Annotated in this window: 22 protein-coding genes and 1 tRNA gene; 10 read left to right on the forward strand and 13 right to left on the reverse strand. The window is 58.1% G+C overall.

What is annotated here, in order from left to right:
• A complete protein-coding gene (locus AC2FJE_RS16585) occupies positions 1-702 on the reverse strand; it encodes an SDR family oxidoreductase (RefSeq protein ID WP_496761176.1) in 702 nt (233 codons plus the stop codon).
• Positions 703-805: 103 nt separating this feature from the next.
• Here AC2FJE_RS16585 and AC2FJE_RS16590 point away from each other — a divergent pair, with 103 nt between their 5' ends.
• On the forward strand, positions 806-1,657 hold the full coding sequence (locus tag AC2FJE_RS16590) for a LysR substrate-binding domain-containing protein (protein WP_496761177.1): 852 nt from the start codon (positions 806-808) through the stop codon (positions 1,655-1,657).
• On the opposite strand, the gene AC2FJE_RS16595 is transcribed toward AC2FJE_RS16590, so the two are convergent.
• Positions 1,648-2,550: a LysR family transcriptional regulator gene (locus tag AC2FJE_RS16595; protein ID WP_496761178.1), complete on the reverse strand. Its 903-nt coding sequence runs from the start codon at positions 2,548-2,550 to the stop codon at positions 1,648-1,650. The two genes, AC2FJE_RS16590 and AC2FJE_RS16595, sit on opposite strands and share 10 nt — an antisense overlap.
• Positions 2,551-2,626: 76 nt before the next feature.
• On the opposite strand from AC2FJE_RS16595, the gene AC2FJE_RS16600 reads away from it, so the two are divergent.
• The 5 genes from AC2FJE_RS16600 (at position 2,627) to AC2FJE_RS16620 (ending at position 9,804) form a co-directional block, all read left to right on the forward strand.
• Positions 2,627-5,839, forward strand: a complete 3,213-nt coding sequence (locus tag AC2FJE_RS16600; protein WP_496761179.1) for a reductive dehalogenase — start codon at positions 2,627-2,629, stop codon at positions 5,837-5,839.
• Between the two features lie 129 nt (positions 5,840-5,968).
• Positions 5,969-6,835 (forward strand): FAD binding domain-containing protein, encoded by an 867-nt coding sequence (locus AC2FJE_RS16605; RefSeq protein WP_496757267.1) that lies wholly within the window; start codon positions 5,969-5,971, stop codon positions 6,833-6,835.
• The gene (locus AC2FJE_RS16610) at positions 6,832-7,311 is read left to right on the forward strand and encodes a (2Fe-2S)-binding protein (RefSeq protein ID WP_058278395.1); all 480 of its coding nucleotides are present in this window, start codon (positions 6,832-6,834) and stop codon (positions 7,309-7,311) included. The genes AC2FJE_RS16605 and AC2FJE_RS16610 overlap by 4 nt, the downstream gene beginning before the upstream one ends.
• Positions 7,311-9,566, forward strand: coding sequence for a xanthine dehydrogenase family protein molybdopterin-binding subunit (locus tag AC2FJE_RS16615; RefSeq protein WP_496757269.1), 2,256 nt, complete (start codon positions 7,311-7,313; stop codon positions 9,564-9,566). The genes AC2FJE_RS16610 and AC2FJE_RS16615 overlap by 1 nt, the downstream gene beginning before the upstream one ends.
• Positions 9,559-9,804, forward strand: coding sequence for a MoaD/ThiS family protein (locus AC2FJE_RS16620; protein ID WP_170559220.1), 246 nt, complete (start codon positions 9,559-9,561; stop codon positions 9,802-9,804). The genes AC2FJE_RS16615 and AC2FJE_RS16620 overlap by 8 nt, the downstream gene beginning before the upstream one ends.
• On the opposite strand, the gene AC2FJE_RS16625 is transcribed toward AC2FJE_RS16620, so the two are convergent.
• The gene (locus AC2FJE_RS16625) at positions 9,801-10,508 is read right to left on the reverse strand and encodes a lysophospholipid acyltransferase family protein (protein ID WP_496757271.1); all 708 of its coding nucleotides are present in this window, start codon (positions 10,506-10,508) and stop codon (positions 9,801-9,803) included. The two genes, AC2FJE_RS16620 and AC2FJE_RS16625, sit on opposite strands and share 4 nt — an antisense overlap.
• Positions 10,509-10,651: 143 nt before the next feature.
• Here AC2FJE_RS16625 and AC2FJE_RS16630 point away from each other — a divergent pair.
• The 3 genes from AC2FJE_RS16630 (at position 10,652) to lptF (ending at position 12,505) form a co-directional block, all read left to right on the forward strand.
• Positions 10,652-10,727 (forward strand) — tRNA-Trp (locus AC2FJE_RS16630).
• A 288-nt stretch (positions 10,728-11,015) separates the two neighbouring features.
• Positions 11,016-11,183 carry a hypothetical protein gene (locus AC2FJE_RS16635; RefSeq protein ID WP_282170985.1) on the forward strand — a complete coding sequence of 56 codons (168 nt, stop codon included), beginning with the start codon at positions 11,016-11,018 and terminating at the stop codon, positions 11,181-11,183.
• Between the two features lie 182 nt (positions 11,184-11,365).
• The gene (gene lptF, locus AC2FJE_RS16640; RefSeq protein ID WP_282170984.1) at positions 11,366-12,505 is read left to right on the forward strand and encodes an LPS export ABC transporter permease LptF; all 1,140 of its coding nucleotides are present in this window, start codon (positions 11,366-11,368) and stop codon (positions 12,503-12,505) included.
• Here lptF and AC2FJE_RS16645 read toward each other — a convergent pair.
• A complete protein-coding gene (locus AC2FJE_RS16645; RefSeq protein ID WP_282170983.1) occupies positions 12,502-13,332 on the reverse strand; it encodes a LysR family transcriptional regulator in 831 nt (276 codons plus the stop codon). The genes lptF and AC2FJE_RS16645 overlap by 4 nt on opposite strands.
• A gap of 100 nt (positions 13,333-13,432) precedes the next feature.
• Here AC2FJE_RS16645 and AC2FJE_RS16650 point away from each other — a divergent pair, with 100 nt between their 5' ends.
• Positions 13,433-14,023, forward strand: a complete 591-nt coding sequence (locus AC2FJE_RS16650; protein ID WP_058278402.1) for an HD domain-containing protein — start codon at positions 13,433-13,435, stop codon at positions 14,021-14,023.
• Here AC2FJE_RS16650 and speB read toward each other — a convergent pair.
• From speB to AC2FJE_RS16695, 9 genes are all read right to left on the reverse strand, one after another.
• On the reverse strand, positions 14,020-14,862 hold the full coding sequence (gene speB, locus AC2FJE_RS16655; RefSeq protein ID WP_496761180.1) for an agmatinase: 843 nt from the start codon (positions 14,860-14,862) through the stop codon (positions 14,020-14,022). The genes AC2FJE_RS16650 and speB overlap by 4 nt on opposite strands.
• Positions 14,859-16,028: a carboxynorspermidine decarboxylase gene (gene nspC / locus AC2FJE_RS16660; RefSeq protein ID WP_496757278.1), complete on the reverse strand. Its 1,170-nt coding sequence runs from the start codon at positions 16,026-16,028 to the stop codon at positions 14,859-14,861. Before nspC ends, speB begins: the two co-directional genes overlap by 4 nt.
• 75 nt (positions 16,029-16,103) lie before the next feature.
• Complete coding sequence (locus AC2FJE_RS16665; protein ID WP_109312396.1) at positions 16,104-17,327, reverse strand: saccharopine dehydrogenase family protein; 1,224 nt, start codon at positions 17,325-17,327, stop codon at positions 16,104-16,106.
• A 22-nt stretch (positions 17,328-17,349) separates the two neighbouring features.
• Positions 17,350-19,239, reverse strand: a complete 1,890-nt coding sequence (gene speA, locus AC2FJE_RS16670) for a biosynthetic arginine decarboxylase (RefSeq protein WP_496761181.1) — start codon at positions 19,237-19,239, stop codon at positions 17,350-17,352.
• A 101-nt stretch (positions 19,240-19,340) separates the two neighbouring features.
• On the reverse strand, positions 19,341-20,426 hold the full coding sequence (locus tag AC2FJE_RS16675) for a DUF1513 domain-containing protein (RefSeq protein WP_496757285.1): 1,086 nt from the start codon (positions 20,424-20,426) through the stop codon (positions 19,341-19,343).
• Between the two features lie 3 nt (positions 20,427-20,429).
• The gene (locus AC2FJE_RS16680) at positions 20,430-21,440 is read right to left on the reverse strand and encodes an imelysin family protein (RefSeq protein ID WP_496757288.1); all 1,011 of its coding nucleotides are present in this window, start codon (positions 21,438-21,440) and stop codon (positions 20,430-20,432) included.
• 3 nt (positions 21,441-21,443) lie between these two features.
• Complete coding sequence (locus AC2FJE_RS16685; protein ID WP_496757290.1) at positions 21,444-22,991, reverse strand: di-heme oxidoreductase family protein; 1,548 nt, start codon at positions 22,989-22,991, stop codon at positions 21,444-21,446.
• Positions 22,951-23,436, reverse strand: coding sequence for a bacterioferritin (gene bfr, locus AC2FJE_RS16690; RefSeq protein WP_496761182.1), 486 nt, complete (start codon positions 23,434-23,436; stop codon positions 22,951-22,953). Before bfr ends, AC2FJE_RS16685 begins: the two co-directional genes overlap by 41 nt.
• Entirely contained in the window at positions 23,384-23,677 is a 294-nt protein-coding gene (locus AC2FJE_RS16695; protein ID WP_496761183.1) for a (2Fe-2S)-binding protein, read from the reverse strand. The genes bfr and AC2FJE_RS16695 overlap by 53 nt, the downstream gene beginning before the upstream one ends.
• Between the last annotated feature and the right edge of the window lie 76 nt (positions 23,678-23,753).

Below are 23,753 nucleotides of genomic sequence, written 5' to 3' on the forward strand. Positions count from 1 at the left end.
TCAGACCGCGCGGGTGATGCCGCCATCCACCCGGATGTTCTGACCGGTGATATAGCCGCCGCCTTCTGACGCAAGCATTGCAACGACCGAGGCGATCTCGTCATAGCTGCGTCCATAGCGGCCCATCGGGATGCGCGCGCGGAATTCCTCTTTCTCTGGCAGGCTGTCGATGAACCCTGGCAAGACGTTGTTCATCCGGATGTTGTCAGCCGCGTAATGATCCGAGAACAGCTTGGTGAAAGCGGCCAAACCTGCGCGGAACACGCCCGAGGTCGGGAAGACAGGGTCGGGCTCGAACGCGGCGAAGGTTGAAATGTTGATGATCGATCCACCACCTTGCTTCTGCATAATAGGTGTCACCAGCCTGGTTGGTCTGACGGCGTTTAGGAAATAGACGTCCATACCGGTGTGCCAATCCTCGTCCGTCAGCTCCAGCACTTGCGCGCGCGGTCCGTGACCGGCCGAGTTGACCAGCACGTCGATGCGCCCCCAATGAGTCATCGCGGTATCGACCAGTTTTTGCAGATCATCCGTCGACTGGTTTGACCCGGTCACACCAACGCCACCCAGTTCGTGCGCCAGCGCCTCACCCTTGCCCGAAGACGACAGGATACCTACCTTAAATCCATCTGCGGCCAGACGTCGGGCTGAATCTGCGCCCATTCCGCTGCCGCCCGCTGTTATCAGCGCCACTTTGGTCATGTGATTTCTCCATTCATTGATGGCATGAAGATGCGCTTTGGCGATCTGATTGACCAATCAGTTCTGCTGGCCTTATGATGTAGAAAAACTACAGGGTTCTACGATGGCGGCTCTTCCCCCTCTGAACGCATTGCGGGCTTTCGAGGCTTCGGCGCGGCATCTGAACTTTCGCTTGGCTGCCGAGGACCTGGGCGTCACCCAAGGTGCTGTCGCCCAGCAGGTACGCGGACTTGAGGCGCGATTGGCTGTGACGCTCTTTGATCGCCTGCCGCGTGGCCTTGCACTGACCGAGGCCGGGCGCAGGTTCCATGCGCCCTTGCGCCGGGCCTTCCGACTGATCGAAGAGGCCGTCGAGGATCTTTCTGGGGACAGACAAATTACCATCTCTGTCACGCCTAGTTTTGCCTCGAAATGGCTGGTTCCCCGTCTTCAGGACTTTACGCGGCACCACCCTGACATTGCCGTGCAGGTCGACGCGCGGGAACGGCTGGCGGATTTCCAGGGGGATGGTGTCGACATTGCTGTTCGGCAGGGGCGCGCGCCTTTTGGGCCGGGGGTGGTCGCAGTGCCTCTGTTTTCTACAACTTTCGTTCCGGTTTGCGGTTCTGAGATGGCGGCCAGAATTGCGCATCCTGCTGACCTGACAAAGCACACTCTGCTAAACGACACCCATGGGCTGTGGCCTTTGTTCCTGCAGCGGGCAGGGATCACGGGCAAGCCGAAGATGATGAGTTTCAGCCAGACCAGCCTTGCCATCGATGCAGCCGTGTCGGGCCAGGGCGTTGCGCTTGCTAACGAACCGCTTGTTTCTGCCCAGTTGGCCGCCGGTCAGTTGGTGCGCCCGATCCCGGACGAGCTGGTCGAGGACCTGGGCTTTTACATCGTGACACCCAAACAGCCTCGCCAACCCGCCCTGGTCGCAGTGATGAAAGAATGGTTGCTGTCTCAATCCTGAAGCGTCGTTGCGATAGCTTCGATCCTGTCACGCAACCAGCGATGTGCCGGGTCGTTGGAAGATCTTTGGTGCCAGACCATGTAGATAGAGACAGGGTCGCACGCGAAGGGCAGAGGTGCACAATCCAACGCATGTAGCGGCCCGTGTTTCATCAACGCCGTATCGGTTGAAATCAGGTCGCCGCCTTTCACAAATGAGGTAATGGCATTGAAATGCGGCAGGGTAACCGTAGGTGGCCTGATCTGGTTTTGATCGACACCCCGCATAACAGCGCGCGAGCTGCGGCCATCCGCAAAGCGCACTTCGACATGTTCGGTTTCGCAATAGGTTTCCCAACTGTCCGGAGGAGATCGTCGCGTGCTATCATAGTAGATCATCAACGGGCTGCTGAGGATGCGCTTTTGAAAGATGTCCGGCCCATCCGGCGGCAAAGGCGTCAGCATCAATTGACACCGATCGCTGCGCAACAGCTCAGGGTCTGGAACACCTGATGGGATAAACCCCAACCCCAGCCGCACGCCTTCGGCCCGAACCTCTTGCAGCAATTGCGGGAAAATCAATTCCCTCGGCATGTCGTTTGTGGCGATGTGAAAGACCATCTCTTCGGACAGCGGGTCGAACGGGCGGTCCTCGGTCAGTGCGCGCATATTGTCCAGAACCTGCTGAACAGGATCTTTCAGGGACAAGGCGCGCTCAGTAGGCGTCAGACCCTGCCCTGATCTGATAAATAACGGATCGCCCAGAACCACCCGAAGTTTGGACAGGGTGTGGCTGATGGCCGATTGCGTCACGCCAAGCCGATCTGCGGCCTTGGACACCGAGTTTTCTTCGAGAATGGTTAGAAAGACCCTCAGGACTTTCCCGTCCAGATCCATAAAATCTATTTTGCTCATACCGCTTATGATTATTCATGAATGGATTTACTGTCCACGCCGCATTAGGTGAGACCTAGAAATCAGGAGGCGCACGATGGGGATCCGCTTTTTCTCGGACAAGAACCGGCCGGTCCACATGGGGCCTTATCCGTTGGAGCGGTTGGCACGTCAGAGCGTTGTGCCGGACCTGTCTGCCGTGCCGCCGATGCCCGTACTCAGTTTTCACCGGCCGGATCAGCCTGAAAGCATCGTCAACGCCATGGGTGAGTTTCAGGCGATGATGGACGCTATTCGTGATGGGTTCGTGAATGCTGTGCCCTCTGAAATCCCGGCTGATCCGAGCGCGCGCGCCCATCACTTGAAGGCTTTTGGCTATTTCAATGACGCGTCGATGATGGGGTGCGGACCTTTGCCTGCCGAGGCGATGCTGCCCCAGCCGCGTCATAACCCCGACATAGATCGACTGGCCCATGCGCTGAAGACCCGGCAGACCAAGACGCTGGCGTCGGGTATTGATGTCATCATGGCCGACCTGAAAGAAAGCATGGAGGCCGCGCCCAAGCCGATGGACACCCACCGCCACGCCATCGTCTTTGTCTATGAACACAACCGTGATCCGAACCCGGATGAGCCCGGCTCTGATTGGATTATGGACGCGCAGGATCACCGTTCTTGTTTGCTGGCGACCGAAAATGCGGTGGTGATTGCCAATTATATCCGGTTGTTGGGGTTCGATGCGCGGGCGCATACCGCGATGTCCTCTGAGGTTGATCTGGGCAAGCTGGCGGTGGCGGCTGGTTTGGCCTCAGTCGAGGATGGTGATGTCGTAGTGCCGTGGCTAGGCAAACGGTTTGGTCTGGCAGCTGTTACGACCGAGATGGAGATTGCGCATGATCAACCCCTGCAATCCATGGCGCAGCAACCGTGGTTTCGCACTCAGGGTCCGGCGTGGTGGTTGGGAACAGGGTTCGCCAAGAACGCGCTGAACCGGGATGCATACGCCAAACGACGCTACGTGGACGGGGCGCATCCGTTCGAGAAACTTAAGCGCGTCGAGGACCCGACGACCTACATTGACGAAGAAAACGTGGCCCGCGTTCCCAAACGCACCGACATGTTTGCCCGCGCACAATTCGGGGATATGGGCAAACCGCTGCAAGATGCAGCCAGGGGGGGGCACTATGTGCGCAAGGCCGCCCCCAGTTTCGCGCAACGCCGTTCACTGGGCGCATTTGTGCTTTTGCAGGATGGCGACAGCGCGGATGGCTTGCGCCCGACCGATCCCTCCCGAAATGCCGCGAATATCAAGGCCGCGACCTATTTCATTGGAGGCGATGCCGTGGGCCTCAGCCGTTGTCCTGAATGGGCGTGGTACTCTCACGACGCGACCGGAGAAGAGATCAACCCGACCCACGATCAGGCCATCAGCATGATCATCGACCAGGGCTATGAAACGATGGAGGGGTCCAGCGGCGATGACTGGATCGCAGTTGCCCAGTCGATGCGCGCTTATCTGCGGTTTTCGCTACTGGGCGGTGTAATCGCGCAGCAGATCCGCAACCTCGGTTACAAAGCCAAGGCGCATACGGTCATGGATGGCGAGGTGCTTCAGCCGCCGCTTTTGCTGCTGTCCGGATTGGGCGAGGTCAGCCGGATTGGCGAGGTCATCCTGAACCCTTATCTCGGGCCCCGGCTCAAGTCCGGCGCGGTGACAACCGACATGCCGATGGAGCACGACAAACCGATTGATTTTGGCCTGCAGACTTTCTGTGAAAGCTGCAACAAATGCGCGCGCGAATGTCCTTCTGGGGCAATCACCGCGGGGCCGAAACTCATGTTCAACGGCTATGAGATCTGGAAATCCGACAGTCAGAAATGTGCGACCTATCGCGTGACCACCCCTGGCGGTGCAATGTGCGGGCGTTGCATGAAGACCTGCCCGTGGAACCTTGAGGGTATCTTCAAGGAACGCCCGTTCCGCTGGGCCGCGATGAACATCCCGAAAGCCGCGCCGGCATTGGCGAAACTGGACGATGCCGTGGGTAATGGCGGATTGAACGACACCAAGAAATGGTGGTGGGATATTGAATTGCAGGCGGATGGAGCTTACCGCCCGACGAAACATCCGCTGAACCGGCGTGACCTGCAAACGGATCTGGACCTGCAGTTCGAAGATCAGACATTAGCCGTCTATCCTGCCTATCTGGCCCCCCATCCGTGGCCATATCCCTTTGCGATGGACCGCGAGGCCGGGATTGCGGCCTATCAGGCGATGGTGTCAGCCGAAGAATACAAAAACCGCAAGGCAGCAGGGGATACTTCGATCGTGCATCGTTACTCGATCGCGGGCGATGCGCCGGTGATGCGAGTTGCGCTGACCAAGGTCGACAAGATGACGGCGGGTGTGACCAAGTATGAATTCTCGGCCCTGAATGGCGCGCCGTTACCGGATTGGACCGCCGGGGCGCATCTGGATGTGCTGGTCGCGCCTGAGTTTCTGCGTCAGTATTCTATGTCGGGGGACCCGTCGGACGGGTCAGTCTATCAGATCGGCGTTCTGCGCGAGGATGAAGGTCGCGGCGGTTCGGCCCTGTTGCATAGAATCTTCAGCGAGGGGCGCAAGGTCTTCATCTCGAAACCGATCAACCATTTCGAACTGGATGAAACTGCAACAAAGACCTTCCTGATGGGTGGTGGGATCGGCATCACCCCGATGATTGCATTTGCTCATCGGTTGCATGCGCTGGGCAAGCCGTTCGCGTTACACTATTCCGCCAGCACCCGTGCTGGGGCCGGGTACCTGAACGATCTGGCGGCGATGCCCTGGGCCGACCACGTGCATTTTCATTTCTCGGATGAAGGAACGCGCGCCGATCTGGATGCAGTCCTGTCGGGTTATCAGGAAGGGTGGCACGTCTATACCTGCGGACCGGATCGCTACATGGACGGTGTCATACAAGCGGCCGACCGGCAGGGATTTCCCGAAGAGGCCCGGCACCTGGAGTATTTCTCAGTCCCCGAACAGCCGGATTATGAAAATCACTCCTTCACGTTGAAGCTGGCGAAGTCGGGTAGGGAACTGACCGTCCCCAAAGACAAAGATGCCGCTCAGATATTGAACGAGGCGGGTATTCATGTGGATGTGAAATGCGCCGACGGCATATGTGGCGTCTGCAAATGCGGTGTGGTTTCCGGCGATATTGAGCATCGTGATTTCGTTCTGTCCAACAAACAGCGCGAGGGCGCGATCATCTTGTGTCAAAGCCGCGCGGCTGAACCTGACGGTGTGATTGAACTCGACCTCTGATCTGAGGTCTGAAAACGACTTCGATTAACACAAAAATTGGTCGTTCCAGCCATGGACGCCGTGGGGCTGCTGCACTAACGTCCCCCGCGAACCCCAGTGAATCCTGATCAACAGGTGCGAGGTATTTTCATGGATTATCACAGCCCCGCCAGCTTTGCCGAGGCGTCGGCTCTGGCCGCGAATGCGACGGGCATTACCCGGTTTCTGGCAGGAGGCACCGATGTTCTGGTGCAGCTGCGCTCGGAACTTGTGACCCCCGACACGCTGATCGACATCAAAAAGATCGACGGCGTCAGCGACATCATCAGCAATGCCGATGGCAGCTGGACGATTGGCGTCGCGGCCACCGGTGCCGAGATGAGCGAACATTCCGAATTGGGCGGCGATTGGCCCGGCGTGGTCGAGGCGATGGACTTGATCGGTTCGACCCAAGTGCAGGGTCGCGCAACGCTGACTGGGAACCTGTGCAATGGCTCTCCTGCGGCCGATTCTGTGCCTGCTATGGTCGCCGCCGGAGTGACCGTTACTGTCACAGGACCCGAAGGTACGCGCGAGGTTGCTGTCGAAGAAATTCCGACCGGCCCCGGCAAAACGTCGCTGTCCAAGGGTGAGCTGGTCTCGGCCGTGCACATTCCCGCACGGGGTGAGGATGGCGGCGACGCCTATCTGCGGTTCATACCACGGACCGAAATGGACATTGCCGTCGTTGGCGTGGGTGTAAACCTTCGTCTGGACGGCGACACTGTCACCGAAGCCCGCGTGTCGTTGGGTGCTGTCGCCCCGACCGTTCTGCTGGTCGAAGACTGTGCCAAGGCCATCGTCGGCAGTACACTGGACGACGCCGCGCTTGATGCGCTGGCTGCTGCGGCATCCGCTGCGTGCAACCCGATTGACGACAAGCGCGGCACCATCGCGTTCCGCACCGAGGTCGCTGGCGTTCTGGCCAAGCGCGCCGCGAAAATCGCCTATGCCCGTGCGAAGGGAGAACAAGCATGAGCAAGTTCCACGTATCCACCACTGTAAACGGCGACTCGGTTGAATACCTCTGCGACCCGCGCGAAACCCTGCTGGACTGTCTGCGCGACAAGCTGAACCTGACCGGCGCGAAAGAAGGCTGTGGTACTGGTGACTGCGGCGCGTGTTCCGTCTCGGTCGACGGGCGCCTGGTCTGTTCCTGCTTGATGCTGGGCGTCGAGGCCGATGGCAAGCAGATCGAAACGGTCGAGGGCATCGCGGATGGCGACGTTCTGCACCCGCTGCAGCAGAAGTTTATCGAACACGCCGCGCTTCAGTGCGGCATCTGCACACCGGGCATTCTGGTCGCGGCCAAGTCTCTGTTGGAAAAGAACCCAAACCCGACAGAAGAAGAAACCCGGTACTGGCTGGCAGGGAACCTGTGCCGCTGCACCGGTTATGACAAGATCATTCGCGCTGTGATGGAAACAGCCGAAGAACTGCGGGAGGCTTCGTAATGGCACTCGACGATCGCAAATCTGAATTCACCTTTGTTGGCACGCGACCTAACCGTCCCGATGGGTTGGACAAGGTTACGGGCCGCGCCAAGTTCGGGGCCGATATGTCGGCACCTGGTATGCTACACGGCGCGATCCTGCGCTCGCCTCACGCCCATGCGCGGATCGTGAAGATCAACACGTCAATGGCCGAGGCGCACAAGGACGTCAAAGCCGTCGTGACCCGCGCGGATTTTGCCGATGTGCCGTTCAAGCCCGGGCTTGAAGGCGAGTTCTGGAACGTTCTGGAAAACGTTATGGCGGGCGAAAAGGCCCTGTATGACGGTCACGCCGTTGCCGCTGTTGCTGCTACGTCTGCCCTTGCAGCGCGTGATGCGCTAAAGCTGATTGAGGTCGAATACGAAGTGCTGCCCCACGTCACTGATGTGGACAAAGCGATGGCCTCGGATGCTCCAGTCATTCGCGAAAGTGCTGCGGACTATTCGGTGCCCGAGGGCATGCACCCCAATGTCGTGCGGTACCACGAAAGTGGTCATGGCGATGTCGAGGCCGGCTTTGCCGAAGCTGACCTGATCATCGAAGACAGCTTTGTCACTGAGGCGACCCATCAGGGCTATATCGAACCGCATGCCTGCCTGGGTATGCTGGGCAATGATGGCAAGGGTGAGCTGTGGTGCACGACCCAAGGCCACTGGATCGCGCAGAAAACCTGTGCAGCGCTGTTGGGCATTGAGACCTCACAGCTGCGCGTGACTGCGTCTGAGATTGGTGGCGGCTTTGGCGGCAAGACAACCGTCTTTATCGAACCCGTTGCGCTGGCGCTGAGCCGCAAGGCCAACCGCCCGGTCAAGGTTGTGATGACCCGATCCGAAGTGTTTCGGGCAACCGGTCCCACTTCGTCGGCGTCGATGGACATCAAGATCGGGATGAAGAAGGACGGGACCATCTCTGCCGCGCAGGGCGTTTTCCGCCTGCAGGGTGGGGCCTTCCCCGGAGCGCCTGGTGACATGACCGCCATGTGCGCCTTTGCGCCCTACAACCTGACCAACGTCAAACAGATCGGCTATGACGTGATGGCCAACCGCCCGAAACAGGCGGCCTATCGTGCACCCGGTGCGCCGATGGGGGCTTTTGCGGTTGAATCGGTGATTGACGAGCTGTGCAAAAAGCTGGGCCTCGATCCTGTTGATGTGCGTCTGAAGAATGCCGCGCATGAGGGTACCAAAGCCAGCTATGGCCCGCGTTACGAGCGCATCGGGCTGGTTGAGACGTTGGAAGCCGCCAAGGCGCATCCGCACTACTCGGCGCCGCTGAAACCAGGGCAGGGGCGCGGCATCTCCTGCGGGTTCTGGTTTAACCACGGTGGTGAAACTTCGGTCTCGCTATCTCTGTCCGAGGACGGTTCGGCCCAGTTGATGGTCGGTACGCCGGACATCGGCGGCTCGCGTGCATCTATGGCGCTGATGGCGGCTGAGGTGCTGGGCATTCCCTACGAAAACATCCGGGTGACCATCGCCGATACAGCGACGCTTGGGTACAACGACGTCAGCCACGGCTCTCGCGTGACGTACGCCTCCGGTCTGGCGACCATCAAAGCAGCCAAACACGCGGTCGAAAAACTGTGCGAACGCGCGGCGGCCAGCTGGGGAATTCCGACGGACGCAGTCAAATGGGAAAACGGCTGTGCGGTGCCCTCTGGCCCCAATGCCGGTGATTTCGATCCGCGGCCACTGGCTGATATCACGGCTCATATGGGCTCGACAGGCGGACCGATCTCAGGCCATTTCGAAGCGACCCCGGAAGGCGCAGGCGTGTCCTTTGGTACCCATATCGTCGATGCCGAGGTTGATCCGGAAACCGGCAAGACTGCGATCACCCGCTACACGGTCATCCAGGATGCCGGTAAGGCGATCCACCCAACCTATGTGGAAGGGCAGTATCAGGGCGGTGCTGCGCAAGGCATAGGCTGGGCGCTGAACGAGGAATACATCTATGGCGAGGATGGTCGCCTGCAGAACTCGATCTTCCTCGACTATCGCATACCCGTCGCCAGTGACCTGCCGATGATCGACACGGTGATTGTCGAAGTGCCCAACCCCGGTCACCCCTTCGGTGTACGAGGCGTCGGCGAGACCGGCATCGTGCCGCCTCTGGCCGCCATTGCCAACGCCGTGTCCCATGCGGCTGGCGTGCGCATGCGTCAGTTGCCGATGTCGCCGCCGCGTATTCTGGCCGCGCTCAAGGACGATGGTTGAAGTTCATCTCTGGTCCGGCCTCCGGTCATTGACCGGGGGCCAGCAGGTCGTCGAGGTTGAAGCCAAGACGACCGGAGATCTGTTACGCGCATTGGTGCTCGCCCACCCACAGCTTCAAGGCCCTATTGATGCCGGGGTGTCTATTGCAATTGATGGCCGTGTTATAGCCACAGGGCTGACCGAGCCAATCCCTGAAGGCAGCGAAGTTTACCTGATGCAGCGGTTAAGGGGCGGTTAGGCCTCTGGCGACCACGGTTCGCGCCCGACCATGCGGTCGGCTTCAGCAGTGATATCGTTCATATGCTGCTCAAGGCTTTGGCGCAGCTCCTCGATTTCCTCTTCGGATGCTTTGCGAGGCACGGTCTCGGTCCACTCGCGGCACAGAAAGACTCCCTTGTTTCGCCAGGGGCGGGGCATCAAAAGACGATCCCATGTACCCGCTTCGCTGCCATAATGTGCAGAAAAGGTGATCCCGAAGATTCGTTTGCCAGATGTGCGCGCCCAAACCAATGGCACCGTGGAAAGCACACGCTCGGGTCCACGTGGTCCGTCAGCAGCGATGCCGATGGAAATCCCTTGTTTGATCTTGCCGATCACTTCTCGCGAGACGGCAACGTTGCTTTTATGTTTGCTGGCCATGGCGATCGTGTCCATTCCGAACAATTTCTGCACCCGACCCACCATGCTGCCTGCGCGCGCAGACGAAGTGATTGAGCAGATGCGTCCTTTGTCCAGCGGGAAGAAGTACGGCGACTGCGCCAGCCTTTGATGCCACAGCACCACGATCACCGGCTCACCTTGTTCGGCCAACTGATCCAGTTCTTCGTATCCGATACGCTGCCATTTGGTGTTGCGATTGACCATCCGGATATAACTTGCGATGCGGCGCGCGGCCCAGTTCAAAACGGCTTCGCTGTCGGCGATCTTTTTGCGGATACTCACGGATTGGGTCCCTCGTACTGACCAAACCGTGTCTTATAGAACTAAACGCTGCACGCAACTTGTTTGTCGGGTGCATTAGTCGCGCGGAATTTGAAAAAGCCTCTTGAGTCCGCTGCGCGGCTGGCATATTTGATGCGCACCTTAGGGGTATAGCTCAGTTGGTAGAGCGACGGTCTCCAAAACCGTAGGTCGCGGGTTCGAACCCTGCTGCCCCTGCCATTTCTCCAATGAAAACCTAGAATCGGTGGAAGCCTTGTGAATTGCTCTCGTTCGTCGGGGCGCACGACTGCAGGCCGCTTCATGGAAAATTATCGGATCGCTATGGTCAGACGAGCGAGGATTTTCGAGAGATTGGATGTTTATGAATGCTTTTCAGAGCCCAGGCGCCGAGCCTGCCGTTAGGTTAACCCGGTAAGAACCCAGTGTTTTTACTTGATTTATTCGGCTTGTGTCAAAATACTGGCGAAAGTTTGTCGACTTAGCGATGTCAAGTTTGAGGTAGTAGTGATGGCGTATGGTGAAAGTTCGGAACTGACGGAAGACCAAAAGAAGTGGGCCGAATGGACGATGCATCCTAAGAAGCGCAAGTTCAAACTAACCGACTATGCGTCTGTCGTAGTCATTGCTGCGTCTGTCGTTGTCGTGACCGGTGTCCATCACTACGTGATCTTCTAAGTAGTTCAGAAATAAAGATTTTTGACCTTTACCTGCCTTGTTTTTGGGGAGTGAAGTTCGCAATCTTACTTTGTCCAGACATCGTTCTTCCCGCGCCCTGCTGTCAAAGGGTCAATCCCGGTTTCCTACGCCAGTAGAATGGCCTATGGTCCTGCCCACAACAGACAGGCGGAAGAGGGTTCATGTCGCGCTTTGATGGTTACTTCCTGCGGCAACTGCTGATTCTGTTCGGCTTTTTCACCTTGGTTCTGGTGGGTGTATTCTGGATTACCCGTTCCGTCAGCCTGTTTGACCGGGTGATCAGCGGCGGCCAACCCGCGATGGTGTTTCTGGAATTTACCGCACTGACCCTGCCGACCCTGATCCGCACTGTGATGCCAATGGCGGTGTTTGCTGCAGCCGTCTATGCCACCAACCGCCTGAGCCGTGAAAGCGAGATGACAGTGATGCTGGCCACCGGGACCAGCCCCTGGAGATTGGCGCGCGCAGTGTTCGTATTTGGCATCGTAACTGGCTTGATGATGGCCGCGATCAGTGTCTTCCTGCGCCCCGCGTCAGTTGAACAATTGGAACAGCGTCAGGCCGAGGTCGCGGGGGATGTCACCGCTCAGCTTTTGAATGAAGGTGAATTTCTGCATCCCGCGCAGGGTGTTACGGTTTACATCGGGAAAATTGATCTCGACGGCACGTTATCCGAGGTTTTTGTTTCGGATCGTCGGGATGAAGAGAGCCCGGTCAGCTATTCCAGCAAGACGGCCTATCTGGTCAACAATGGCTCCGGCATTCATCTGGTGATGGTGGACGGGATCGCATTGCGCCTGAACCCGGAAGGCAGGACGCTGTCTTCGACACTTTTTGCGGATGCCTCTTATGACATCTCGGAACTCACAAATTCAGACACCAACGCCATGCGCAGTCTTGAGGCGATCCCAACGCTCGAGCTTTTGCAGGGCCGGGAAAGTATTCTTGCGACCGAGCAGTTCTCGGAAGGGGAACTGATCGAAGAGCTGCATCAGCGTTTTTCATGGATCGCCATTTGTATCGCGGTGGCGATGGCTGGTTTTTCAACGCTGATGCTGGGCAGTTTTTCGCGCTTTGGGCTGTGGCCACAGATATTCGGAGCTTTCACGATTTTGGTCCTGTTGGAGGGGGTCCGGGGCTTTGTGTCCCCGGTCGTGATTGATGATCCAAACCTGTGGATTTTGCTTTATCTTCCGGCGATTGTCGGCGTCTTGATTTCATGCGTGTTCCTGTTGATCGCCGGGCGGCCATTGCTGCGCACCCGATCGCGGGGGGCGAATGGAGCCTTGTCTCAAGCTTAATCCGCCGCACGCAGTTCGGTCAGGCAGGCCACCACGTCATCGAAGGCTTCGCTGTCCCGCCGGGTCACCAGATAAAGCGGCAACATCAGGTCTATCGCTTCGGTAACCGGCACAAAGGTGCCTTCGTTCAATTGATCCCGAATAACATATTCGGGAAAGTACCCCGTGCCGCCGCGCTGCAAAACATACCGCAGGCCCATCATGCAATTGCCCAAAAAAAGCGTCTGTCCTGCCGCTTTGCGCGCTGCTGACCGCACGTGGTCCTGATAAACTTCGCCTAACTCGAGATTTACGAAAACTGGGTCTTTGCCCGCGCCGAGGGTTTCGACCAGCAATAAACGTTCCGGTGCCAGTTCGTGATATAGAACGCGCCGATCAGATGGTTTTTCGTGGGTCAGTGCGGCATCCAATACATGCGTCGCCACGGCCTCGACCATGTTGAGGTCATGATCGTAGTTCAGGGTCAGTAATAGCTGGCCATGGCGTTGTTCATAGCGAACGGCCAGATCGACCAGTAATGGATCCCAAACGCTGAGCTGTGCACCAAGGCGAAGGGCGATCCGGTGCGGTGTCTGCCCCGGAAGGTCACGAGAGGCGAAGGACCACAATGACAACATCTGCTCGGCATAGGGGCTAAACTGCCGTCCGAATTCTGTCAGGTTGGTGCCGCCTGCGCCCCGAGTGAACAGGGGCTTTCCGGTTTCCTCTTCGATCAGTTTGATACGGGCGCTGACCGCTGTCTGAGTGATGTTGAGGTGTCGTGCAGCGGCATGGAAGCCACCGGTGTCTGCAACGCACAAAAATGTCTCAAGGGCTTTGATTTGCATGTCGAAAGTATTTTTTGATCGAAGTGATAAAATCAATTCATTTTTTTCAGCTGTTGCCTTCGGATATGCTGGCCGTAGCAGATCAGCCAGAGGAAACACCATGCTGGACAAAAGCCACAAACCCACCTGGACCAGTTTTGAAGAGGCGACCAAAGCCGATTGGGACGCCGTCATGGAGTATGAAGAGGCGTTCAACGCTGCCCTTCCTGACCGAATCCTGGACGCGATCCGTTCCCTGGACGAGGCGTGGACGCCATACCCGGTCAACCGTTACCAGCACAGCCTTCAGGCCGCGACGCGTGCCTATGAGGATGGTGCAGATGAAGAACTGGTGGTCGCGGCACTGATTCATGACACCGGAGATATTCTTTCACCGTATAACCACGGTGAGTTGTCGGCAGCGATGATGAAACCTTATGTCAGCGAAAAAACCCACTGGATTTTAAAACACCACTGCGTGTTCCAAGGCTATTACTACAATCACCACCTGGGCGGTGATCGCAACGCCCGCGACAAGTACCGTGACAGCCCCTATTGGGAGGACTGCCGTTACTTCTGCCATGAATACGATCAGAAGGCGTTTGATCCCGAGTATCCGACCAAACCGCTTGAGTTCTTTGAACCCATGCTGCGCCGCGTCCTGAACAAGGGCGAAGGCCATATGGAACTGAACGAAACGTCCGAGGGTTAACAGGCAGCCATCAGGCGATAAACGATCTGCGCGGCGGTGAAGTCCCAGGCGGCATTGCCGTTTGGGGCCAGTTCCACCACGTCGAAGCCTATGCATTTGCGGCCTTTCAGGGCGTGTTCTACCAGCCGTAACGCCTGATAATATCCCAGGCCACCGGGCACCGGAGTTCCGGTGGCGGGCATGATCGCCGGGTCCAGCCCGTCGACATCGAAACTGACATAGACCAGCTCGGGGAAATCCTCTGGCAGGTCGACAGTGTGGATATTGCCTGTGACCAGATCTTCTGCATCTACGTGGAAGATGTGGTTTTTCAGGCGGCTCTGTGCCTCTTCAGTCGAAAAGGCACGGACACCGAACTGAGCCAATCGAACGCCTTCTTCGGCCAGCAGGTGCATGACCGAAGCATGGGAGTGTTTTTCCCCCTGATAGGCGTTGCGCAGGTCAGCATGGGCGTCGATCTGAACTATGCCGATGGGTTGACCTAACGCGCGGGCCACTCCCATGACGGCGCCGTAACTGAGGGAATGCTCTCCGCCCAAAGTCACTGGAACCCTACCAGCGCGAACAGCGGCTTCGGTGCGCTGGGCAAGGCGCTCCATGATCTCGGACAGGGCGGCGTCGCAATCCACCGGTTCTTCGGTGAAGATCCCCTCGACGCATGGCTCGGCGTGCCCGGTGATGCGTTCCAGCTCATTGCTGGCTTCGATGATGGCATCAGGCCCTTTGGCCGTGCCCGAGCCGTAAGAGACCGTGCGCTCTAGCGGCACCGGGATCACGCGAAAACGGGCATCCTCGGTGCGCTCAGATGCGGTTAGTTCACTGTCGAGGAAAATGCTCATGAGAGTCTGTCCTTAAAGTCGTCATAGCCGAACTGCTTGATGATCTTCAGCTCGTCCGTTTCGCTATTCCACAGGGCAATGGTGGGCAACGGTACGCCGTTGAATGTATTGGTCTTGACCATCGAATAGTGCGCCTGATCCAGAAAGGCAAAGCGTTGGCCGATTTCCAGTGGCTGATCCCACGTGTAATCCCCGATCACGTCACCGGCCAGACAGGAGGGGCCGCCCAGACGGTAAGTATGGCCTGCTTCGGCCTCATCCATCAGGGCGGGACGATAGGGGGCTTCGATCACGTCAGGCATGTGGCAAGTTGCGGAGATATCGGTGATTGCAAGGTTCATGCCATTGGTGGGCAGGTCGAGGATTTCGCCGACCAAGATACCTGCGTCCAGAGCGACCGCCTCACCGGGTTCGAGATAGACATCGATGCCGTATGTCTCGCGGATGCCCTTGATGAAAGTCACCAGCCCATCGCGGTCATAGTCGTCGCGCGTGATATGATGGCCGCCTCCAAAGTTCAGCCATTTGAGTTGGCCGAGGAAGGGCTTGAGTCTTGGCAGGACGGCTTCCCAAGTGCGTTGCAATGGCGCGAACCCTTGTTCGCAGAGCGTGTGCATGTGCAGGCCATCAACCCCGGTCAGTTCGTCGATCGTCAACTGACTGATTGGGGTGCCAAGGCGAGAGCAGGGCGCACAGGGGTCATATTTTGGGATCTCGCCTTCGGAATGCTCCGGGTTGATGCGCAGACCGACCTGAACGCCAGCGTTCCGAGCTTTGGCAAGAAACCGTTCTTTTTGCGCTGGTGAGTTGAATATGATGTGATCGGATAACGACAGAATTTCATCGACGTCCGCGTCCTTGTACCCGGCGCAGAAGGTCGCGACCTCGCCACCATATTCTTCGCGACCCAACCGTGCTTCGAAAATGCCGGACGCGCATGTGCCGCCTAGATGTTGGCGGACAAGCGGGGCGAGCGAGAACATCGAGAATGCCTTGAGCGCGCTCAGCACATGTGCGCCGGATCGGGTTCCAATATCGGCGAGAATGGTCAGGTTCCGCTCGACGGCTTTTTCATCAACCACGAAGCATGGGCTTGGCACGCGGCTCAGGTCAAAGTTGCGAAAGGCTCCGGCGTCTCCGGCCTGTGTGGTCATCATGTCGGACATGTCCGGCGCCTCCGAATTGTGGAGAGGCCGGGGGCTCTGCCCCCGGACCCCCGGAGTATTTGGGAAAAGATGAAATTAGAACTCGACCGGACCGTCGAGTTCGTGGACCTGCCATGGCAAGCCGTGTTCGTTCAGCATGTCCATGAAGTTGTCCGGATCCAGCTGTTCCATGTTCCACACACCGGGCTCGGACCAGTTGCCTTTCAGCACCTGCGCCGCACCGATCATGGCGGGGACGCCGGTGGTGTAGCTGACGGCTTGGCTGCCGACTTCTGCGTAGCATTCTTCGTGATCGCAGATGTTGTAGATGTAATAGGTCTTCTCGCCGGAGCCGTCCTTGGCCTGACCCGTGGCGATGTCGCCGATGCAGGCTTTGCCTTTAGTTTCGGCACCCAGATCGCCGGGATCGGGCAGCAGAGTTTTCAGGAACTGGATCGGGATGATTTCCTTGCCGTCATGCATCACCGGATCGATGCGGGTCATGCCGACGTTTTCCAGCACCTTGGCATGCATGATGTAGGCATCGCCGAAGGTCATCCAGAAGCGGGCACGCTCAATCTCGGGGAAGTGGGTCGTAAGCGACTCCAATTCCTCGTGGTACATCTGGTACATGTTTTTCTGGCCGATGGCGGGGAAATCGTATTCGACCTTTGTGGTCATCGCCGGGCTGGTATGCCATGCGCCGTTTTCCCAGTGGCGCACTTCGGCCAGCACTTCGCGCAGGTTGATTTCCGGGTTAAAGTTGGTGGCAAATTCCTGATCGTTCGAACCGCCATTGGCGTCCAACACGTCGATCTGGCGGATGGTGTCCAGCTTGTGTTTCTTCAGCCATTTGGCGAACACGCTGGTTACACCCGGATCGAAGCCCGAGCCGAGGATGGCGGTCAGGCCAGCCTCTTTGAACCGGTCCTGATAGGCCCATTGCCAGTGGTATTCGAACTTGGCCACGTCTTCGGGTTCATAGTTCGCAGTGTCGAGATAATGAATGCCCGCCTCAAGACACGCATCCATCAGCACCAGATCCTGATAGGGCAGGGCGAGGTTCACCAGCAGTTCGGCCCCGGTTTCCTTGATCAGCTTGACGGTATCTTCGACCTTGTAGGCGTCCAGCTCCGCCGTGGCGATATCAACGCCCACGCGATCTTTCACTGCTTTGGCGATGGCGTCGCATTTCGATTTTGTCCGGCTGGCCAGAGTGATTTCGGTGAAGATGTCCGAATTCATTGCCATCTTGTGCACGGCCGCGTGCGATACGCCGCCCGCGCCGACAACCAGTGTTTTGCCACTCAAAGTTCCCATGGGGGTCATCTCCTCTCTGGAGTTATTCGTAATAGGTGTAGCCGTTGATGGAGTCGCGATAGGCGCCCATCAGGGTTTTGCGGTCCTTGGCCATCAGAGTACCGGTCGAGATCGCCTCGTCCACCATTTTGCGGAACGCGGCGACACAATCGTTGGGGTCAAACTCGACATAAGACAGAACCTGGCTGATCGTGTCGCCCTCTTGCTCGTGCAGCAAGTCAAAGCCACCGTCCGCGCGCAGGTCGATGGTGACAACGTTGGTGTCGCCGAACAGGTTGTGCAGATCGCCCAGCGTTTCCTGATAGGCACCGACGAAGAAGACGCCCATGAGGTATTCCTGATCTTCGGGCAGGGAATGCACCGGCAGGCTGGGCGAGACGCCGTCGGCCAGAATAAACCGGTCGATCTTGCCGTCGCTGTCGCAGGTGATGTCGGACAGCACCGCGCGACGATCTGGCGTCTGGTTCAGGCCCTGCAACGGCACGATAGGGTGCAGTTGGTCAATGGCCCAGACATCAGGCAGCGACTGAAACAGCGAGAAGTTGCAGTGATAAATATCGGCCACTTTCTCAAGCTGATCATCCACATCCGTGTCCAGATCATCGCTTGCGGCCAGCGCCTTGAGGCGGGCCATCAGCGACAGGTAGATCCGTTCGGCGCGGGCCATCTGGCGCAGGTCCACATAGCCGCGGCGGAACAGCGCGCGCAGTTCGTTGCGGTAGAAATTCGCATCGTTCCAGCATTCCTGCAGTCGGTCGCTGCTGAGATAGCCGTTGATTGCAGCCAAGTCTGAGACCAGATGGTGATCGTCCGCTTCGACCTTTGGTCCGTTGGGTGCGTCATACAAAGTGCTTTCCAGCACGTTGAATACCAGCATCGACGATGTTGCCACCACGGCGCGGCCGCTTTCAGTGACCAGGGTAGGGTGGTTCACTTCTGCCTCATCCATCGCATAGGCGACGGTTTCCACGACATTGGCGCAATATTCCTCGACAGTGTAGTTGATCGAGTTCTCCGCGGCCTTCTTCTCACCTGTGTAGTCCACGCCCATGCCACCGCCGAGATCCAGATGGGTAAGCGGCACGCCTTCGCGTGTCAGTTCAGTGTAATAGCGGCAGGCTTCGCCCACCGCGCGACGTACATCGTTGACGTCCTGCACCTGCGAGCCAAGGTGTGAGTGCTGCAGCTTCAGGCAATGCAGCAAGCCCGCCGCCTTCAGCTTGTCCACCGTAGCGACCAGCTGATCTGTATTCATGCCAAAGGCCGATCGATCACCCGAGCTTTCTTCCCACTTGCCGCTGATCTGGTTGGTCAGTTTGACCCGCACACCGATCAGGGGTTCGATGCCCAGTTCGTTATAAACTTGGATTACTGTGTCAGCCTCTTTCGGGCTTTCCAGAACAATGACCGTGTTGAACCCGATCTTGCGGCTGAGGATGGCCAACTGAATGAACTCGGCATCTTTGACGCCGTTGCAGACAATCAGCGCCTCGCTGGCCAGACGATGCGCCAAGGCCACCACCAGTTCAGGCTTTGACCCGGCCTCAAGTCCATAATTGTATTTCTTGCCGAACTCGACAATCCGGTCGACCACCTGCGCTTGCTGGTTCACCTTGATCGGGAAAACACCGCGATAGCTGCCCTTGTAGCCGGTGCGTGCAATCGCATCGCGAAAGCTCTCGTTAATGTGGACAATCTCGTGTTCCAGATAAGAACTGACGCGCAGTATCATCGGCGCTTTGATGCCGCGTTCATCTAGATCACTGAGAATACCCGGTAAGCTGATCGCTTCGGCCTCGGGGGCCATCGGATTGCGCAGACCGATTTCGCCCTGCTCCGTCACCTCAATGAGACCTTTGCCCCATTTCTCAACTCCGTAGATGGAATGCGGTGCGTCGGGCGTGTGTTTCAATCAAGTCAGTCCTTTTAAGTCAGGGTGCCAGTTTCGCGCCCGCCAATACGGCAGCTATATGATTCTTCCAAGTGTAATCTATGAGGCGGAATTTTCCGAATTCATGCAGCTGTGCGAATTGGGATCAAATGGTTGTCCCATTGGCAATCAGCCCGGTTGGATATTTGGGCCTTGTTTGTGGACAATTGCCCGATGACTCCAGTCCCGGTTGTGAACACAAACCCGTTTGATGCGGTGCCAAGGCCGCAAACATCCTCGTGCAGGAAGACGCCATCAAGCTGTCCGTCCGCGACCCGAAAACGGTGCACGGCATTGCCGCGGGGGCAGGTGATAGCGACTGTTTCGCCTGCACCGGAAAAGGCGATGCTGCCCGCATATCCCTGCAACGTGCTTTGGTCAGCGTCGGGCGCTCTGAGTAGCAGGGGCTTTTCGCCACGGCGATGCAAACCCAAAAGGGGAGGATGTTGCGATGTATCGCCTTGCCATTGCATCGCGAACCCGATCAAACCGTCAGGTCGCACGGCCAAATGGCGGATCGAGTTTTTGTGAAGCTTTTGTGGCAGTTCTACCTGCTCAAGAACCCCGCCATTTTGGTCCAGATAGGTCAGGCGCGGTTGCATCACAGGCAGGTTGAGCTTGGTTCTTTCTGTTTCTGGGTGGGTTTCGATCCCGCCATTTGCCACAACCAATGTGCGACCATCTGGCATGAGACGCATGTCATGGGGACCGACACCGCCCGAAGCGAACTCGCCAATTCGTGTGTAGTCATCTGTGTTCCAGACACCAATCACGCCCTGACCGGTCTCATAATCGTTTTCGGTGGTGAACAGCCGCGTTCCATCGGTTGAGAACACACCATGCCCATAGAAATGGCGGCCTTTTGGGGCTTCTAACACAGCGGTCTGTGTGCCGGTCGCGCAGTCGATGATGATTGCAAATGTTCCCGGACGGCGTGCAAAAGCCACCGCTTGCGCGTGGTGGGGATGCGCCGCCGCCGCGTGCCCGCGCGCGGGCAACGGCAGAGAAAACAGGATGTCACCGCCCATATCCAACCCGGCCAGCCGAAAAGTCCCATCCGGGAACAGTGCGGCGGCCAGATAATCCGGTGCGCCGACAGCGGACCATCCACGTAAGGGCGCAAGGCTGGCAGCAGCCAACCCAGCGAGAAAGCTTCGACGGCTTTTCACGGTTCAATCCCCGTCCAGTGAGTTGAACCCGGCATTGATGCCCAGTGTGGGGCCAAGCTCGGTCGAGGCAATGGCGCGGATATTGTTGATGGATTGCTGTAGTGCCTCAAGGCGGAACCGTCCCTGCAGGTTTGCCACCCCGGCATACGCCGGATCGTTCAGCGACTGCGCCCGGTCGATGGCTGCAGCGAATGCGCCGTCCAGATCTGCCGCGATGTCCGGATGATCTGCCGACAGGCGCGCGGCAAGGTCACGCAAGGCGGTCAGAGACAGCTGCACGTGGCGCAGTGAACGTTCCGAACGCCGCGCCTCGGCGCGTTTTGGGCGGGGGCGGTCGAACGTACCCATCGGGCGGCCAAGGCGGGTATCGGCCGTGAATTCCAGACCAGTAATCAGGGTTTTATAAAGCTCTTGCATGGCTTCGTCTTCCGACCGGTATGGGCTGTTTTCGCCCGGATTTGCCAATGCCGGCGCGTAGCCTACCCAATCCGCGTCAATTGCCATCGCGTTGCGGTTAATATCTGCGGTTATGGCCTGCATCAGCGCGCAGCGATACTCGGCGCTGCCCAGATCGGTGAACCGTGGATCGTAGAGCATCAGTTCCAGCGCGAAAAAACCGCGTCCGGCTACGGAGGTTTCCGCAAAGGCATCCTGGGATTGAATGGCTGTATCCTCAGCAGCGATCAGGCCGGACAGGGCTTTGGGCGTAAAGCCCTTGGTGTCGGGCCAAAACGCCAATGCAAACGCGCGGTCTTCTGCCTCAGATGGGCCAAAGCGCAGATGACTGACCAAAATCCAGTCGTCAAACGCCGCGTGGTATGCAGTGCGAAGCGCGACCGAGGTTGGGTTGCAATCTGTCTGCGCTGCCTCGGCCAATTCGTCGGTGGCCTCCGTCAGTCTGGCATAGCCGGGTAGGATGTGCGCCTCGATGGTGTCGGACAGGATCGGGCCGCGCTCTTGGGCAAATACGCCCAGCGGCAACGTCAGGGAAAGGGCAAGTACGAAGGCGCGCATGGGTCAAAGGCTTTCTAGAAAACGGATAAGGGCATCGCGGTCGGGTTTTGGCATCCCGACGACGGTGTCACGCGCTGTCTGCGCCTCACCGCCGTGCCACAGGATCGCCTCGAGCAACGATTGCGCCCGCCCATCATGTAGAAACTGCGTATAGCCCGACACCTGTTGGGTTAGGCCGCCCCCCCAAAGTGGTGGTGTCCGCCATTCACGACCCGTTGCACGCGCCTCGGGTCGGTTGTCGGCCAGCCCTTCACCCATGTCATGCAGCAGCAGGTCTGTGTATGGCCAGATCAGCTGAAAACTGTGCTCGGGGCGATCTTCCATGCGATGCGTTACGAACGAGGGCGTGTGGCACGATGCACACCCGGTGTCGTGGAACACCTGCTTGCCGCGCAACACGTCAGCGTCGTTCATATTCCGCCGGGTCGGGACACCCAGATTCCGGCTGTAGAAGGCGACCAGATCCATGCCGATTTGATCGATTTCGAAGGTCCGGTCGTCGCCATCACCATGCGGCGCGTTCACGCAATCGACTTGCGCATCAGTGCAATCGCCGTGCGCCGCTGGATAGAGCGGGCTGGAAATGCCTATATCCCCGGCGAAGGCCGCCGCGGATTGCTCCATGATCGTGGGCATGCCTGCCTTGTGGCCAAACCGGCCCACCATCGGCGCGCCATATTCAATCGCCCATACGATGTTGGGGCGGCCGGAGATTCCATCGCCGTTCCCGTCTTCGGGGTCCGCGTTCGCCAACAAGTCCCCGACCGGGATCGCTTCGAGCAGACCCAGGCCGATCATCTGCGGGGCTACGCGTGGGCTTATCATGGCGTCGGGGTGCAGCGGGCCATAACCCAGATCCGCAGCCTCGTAGGTCGGGCGGCGCAAGGTAATGGTTTCCCCATCAGCCAACGTGACGGGAACGTCCTCGTAAGTGATATCCAACCTGTATTCCGCCGGGTGGCCGGGAAGGGCCAGATCCTGCATCTGCCCGCCGTAATTCGGTTCGGGCAGGGTGGCGATGTAGTCTTCGATCTCGGCGTACCCGTCTTCGGATGTGCCAGGGATGGACACGCGCAGGAACATCGAAATCGCGTTGTCATCTGGCCCGTTGGGCGTATGCCCGCGCCCGTCTTTGATGTGACAGCGTTGGCAGGATCGTGCGTTGTAGAGCGGCCCCAACCCATCTGAGGCCAGTGTGGATGACGGAGATGACACCCAGATTTTCTTGAACAGGCCGTTGCCGACTTTGAAGTCAAGCTCCTGCTCGAAACTCAGGTTGCCCGAGGGCTGCGAAAACGCATCTGCGTCGGTGCGCACGCGGACAGTTGCGGCACCACCGGGCAACTCTTCAAAGCGCTGCGGCGCGCTGAAATCGTCAGGTGCGGCGGTTACGCGCGCAATCCTCGCTTGTTCGTCTTCGGTTCTGGGAAGGTAGTTCAGGTGAAGATCCCGTAGCTCGGCTGACAGGGATTGGGTGGCCGCAAGGGCGGCCACCGTCACCAGCGAAAGCTTACGCGCCTTCGTCCATTTTCGATGCGTTGAGTTGCGCATAATTGGCTTCGCCAATCCTTTCGTACAGGTCCAGCTGTGTTTCGAGGAAATCGATATGCCCTTCCTCATCCACCAGCAATCCTTCAAACAGAGACATAGTGACGTAGTCCCCAGCACTCTGACAGTATTCGCGCGCTTCCTTGTACAAGGCCCGGGCGTCGATCTCTGCCGCCAGATCGCATTCCAACGTCTCTTTTGGAGTCTGGCCAATGCGCAAAGGATCAAGCTGTTGCAGATTCGGGTGACCACCCAGGAAAATGATTCTCTCGATCAGCTTGTCTGCGTGCCCCATTTCTTCGATGGATTCTTCGCGGCTTTTCTTGGCCATGTGGCCGAGGCCCCAATCCTCTTGCAGGCGGTAATGTAGCCAATACTGGCTGACCGCCATCAGTTCATGCCGCAGAGATTTGTTGAGATATTCTATGACCTTGGGGTCGCCCTTCATCTGCATTCTCCGGTGTTACCTCGCTGCGAAGAGCGCGAAGCTGCATCGGGACCTCCAACTTATCGCTGGAGCGCATCGAGTCTAGGAAAAGCGGCATGCACCCGCCACAATCTGCTGATTTTCCAAGGGCATGGTAGATTTTACCAGGGGTAATGACCGCGTAAGGATCAGACGTGCGCATCCAGTCGATAGCTGCGCGGATATCGTGATCCGAGATGTTTGTGCAGTGGCATACGATCATAGCAATCAGGGCTCTGAGTTGTATTTCTTACTGTATTAGTAAGTTAATTTGGAAACGTCCAGAGGCAACAGATCAA

Source organism: Ruegeria sp. CDSC002 (assembly GCF_059610905.1).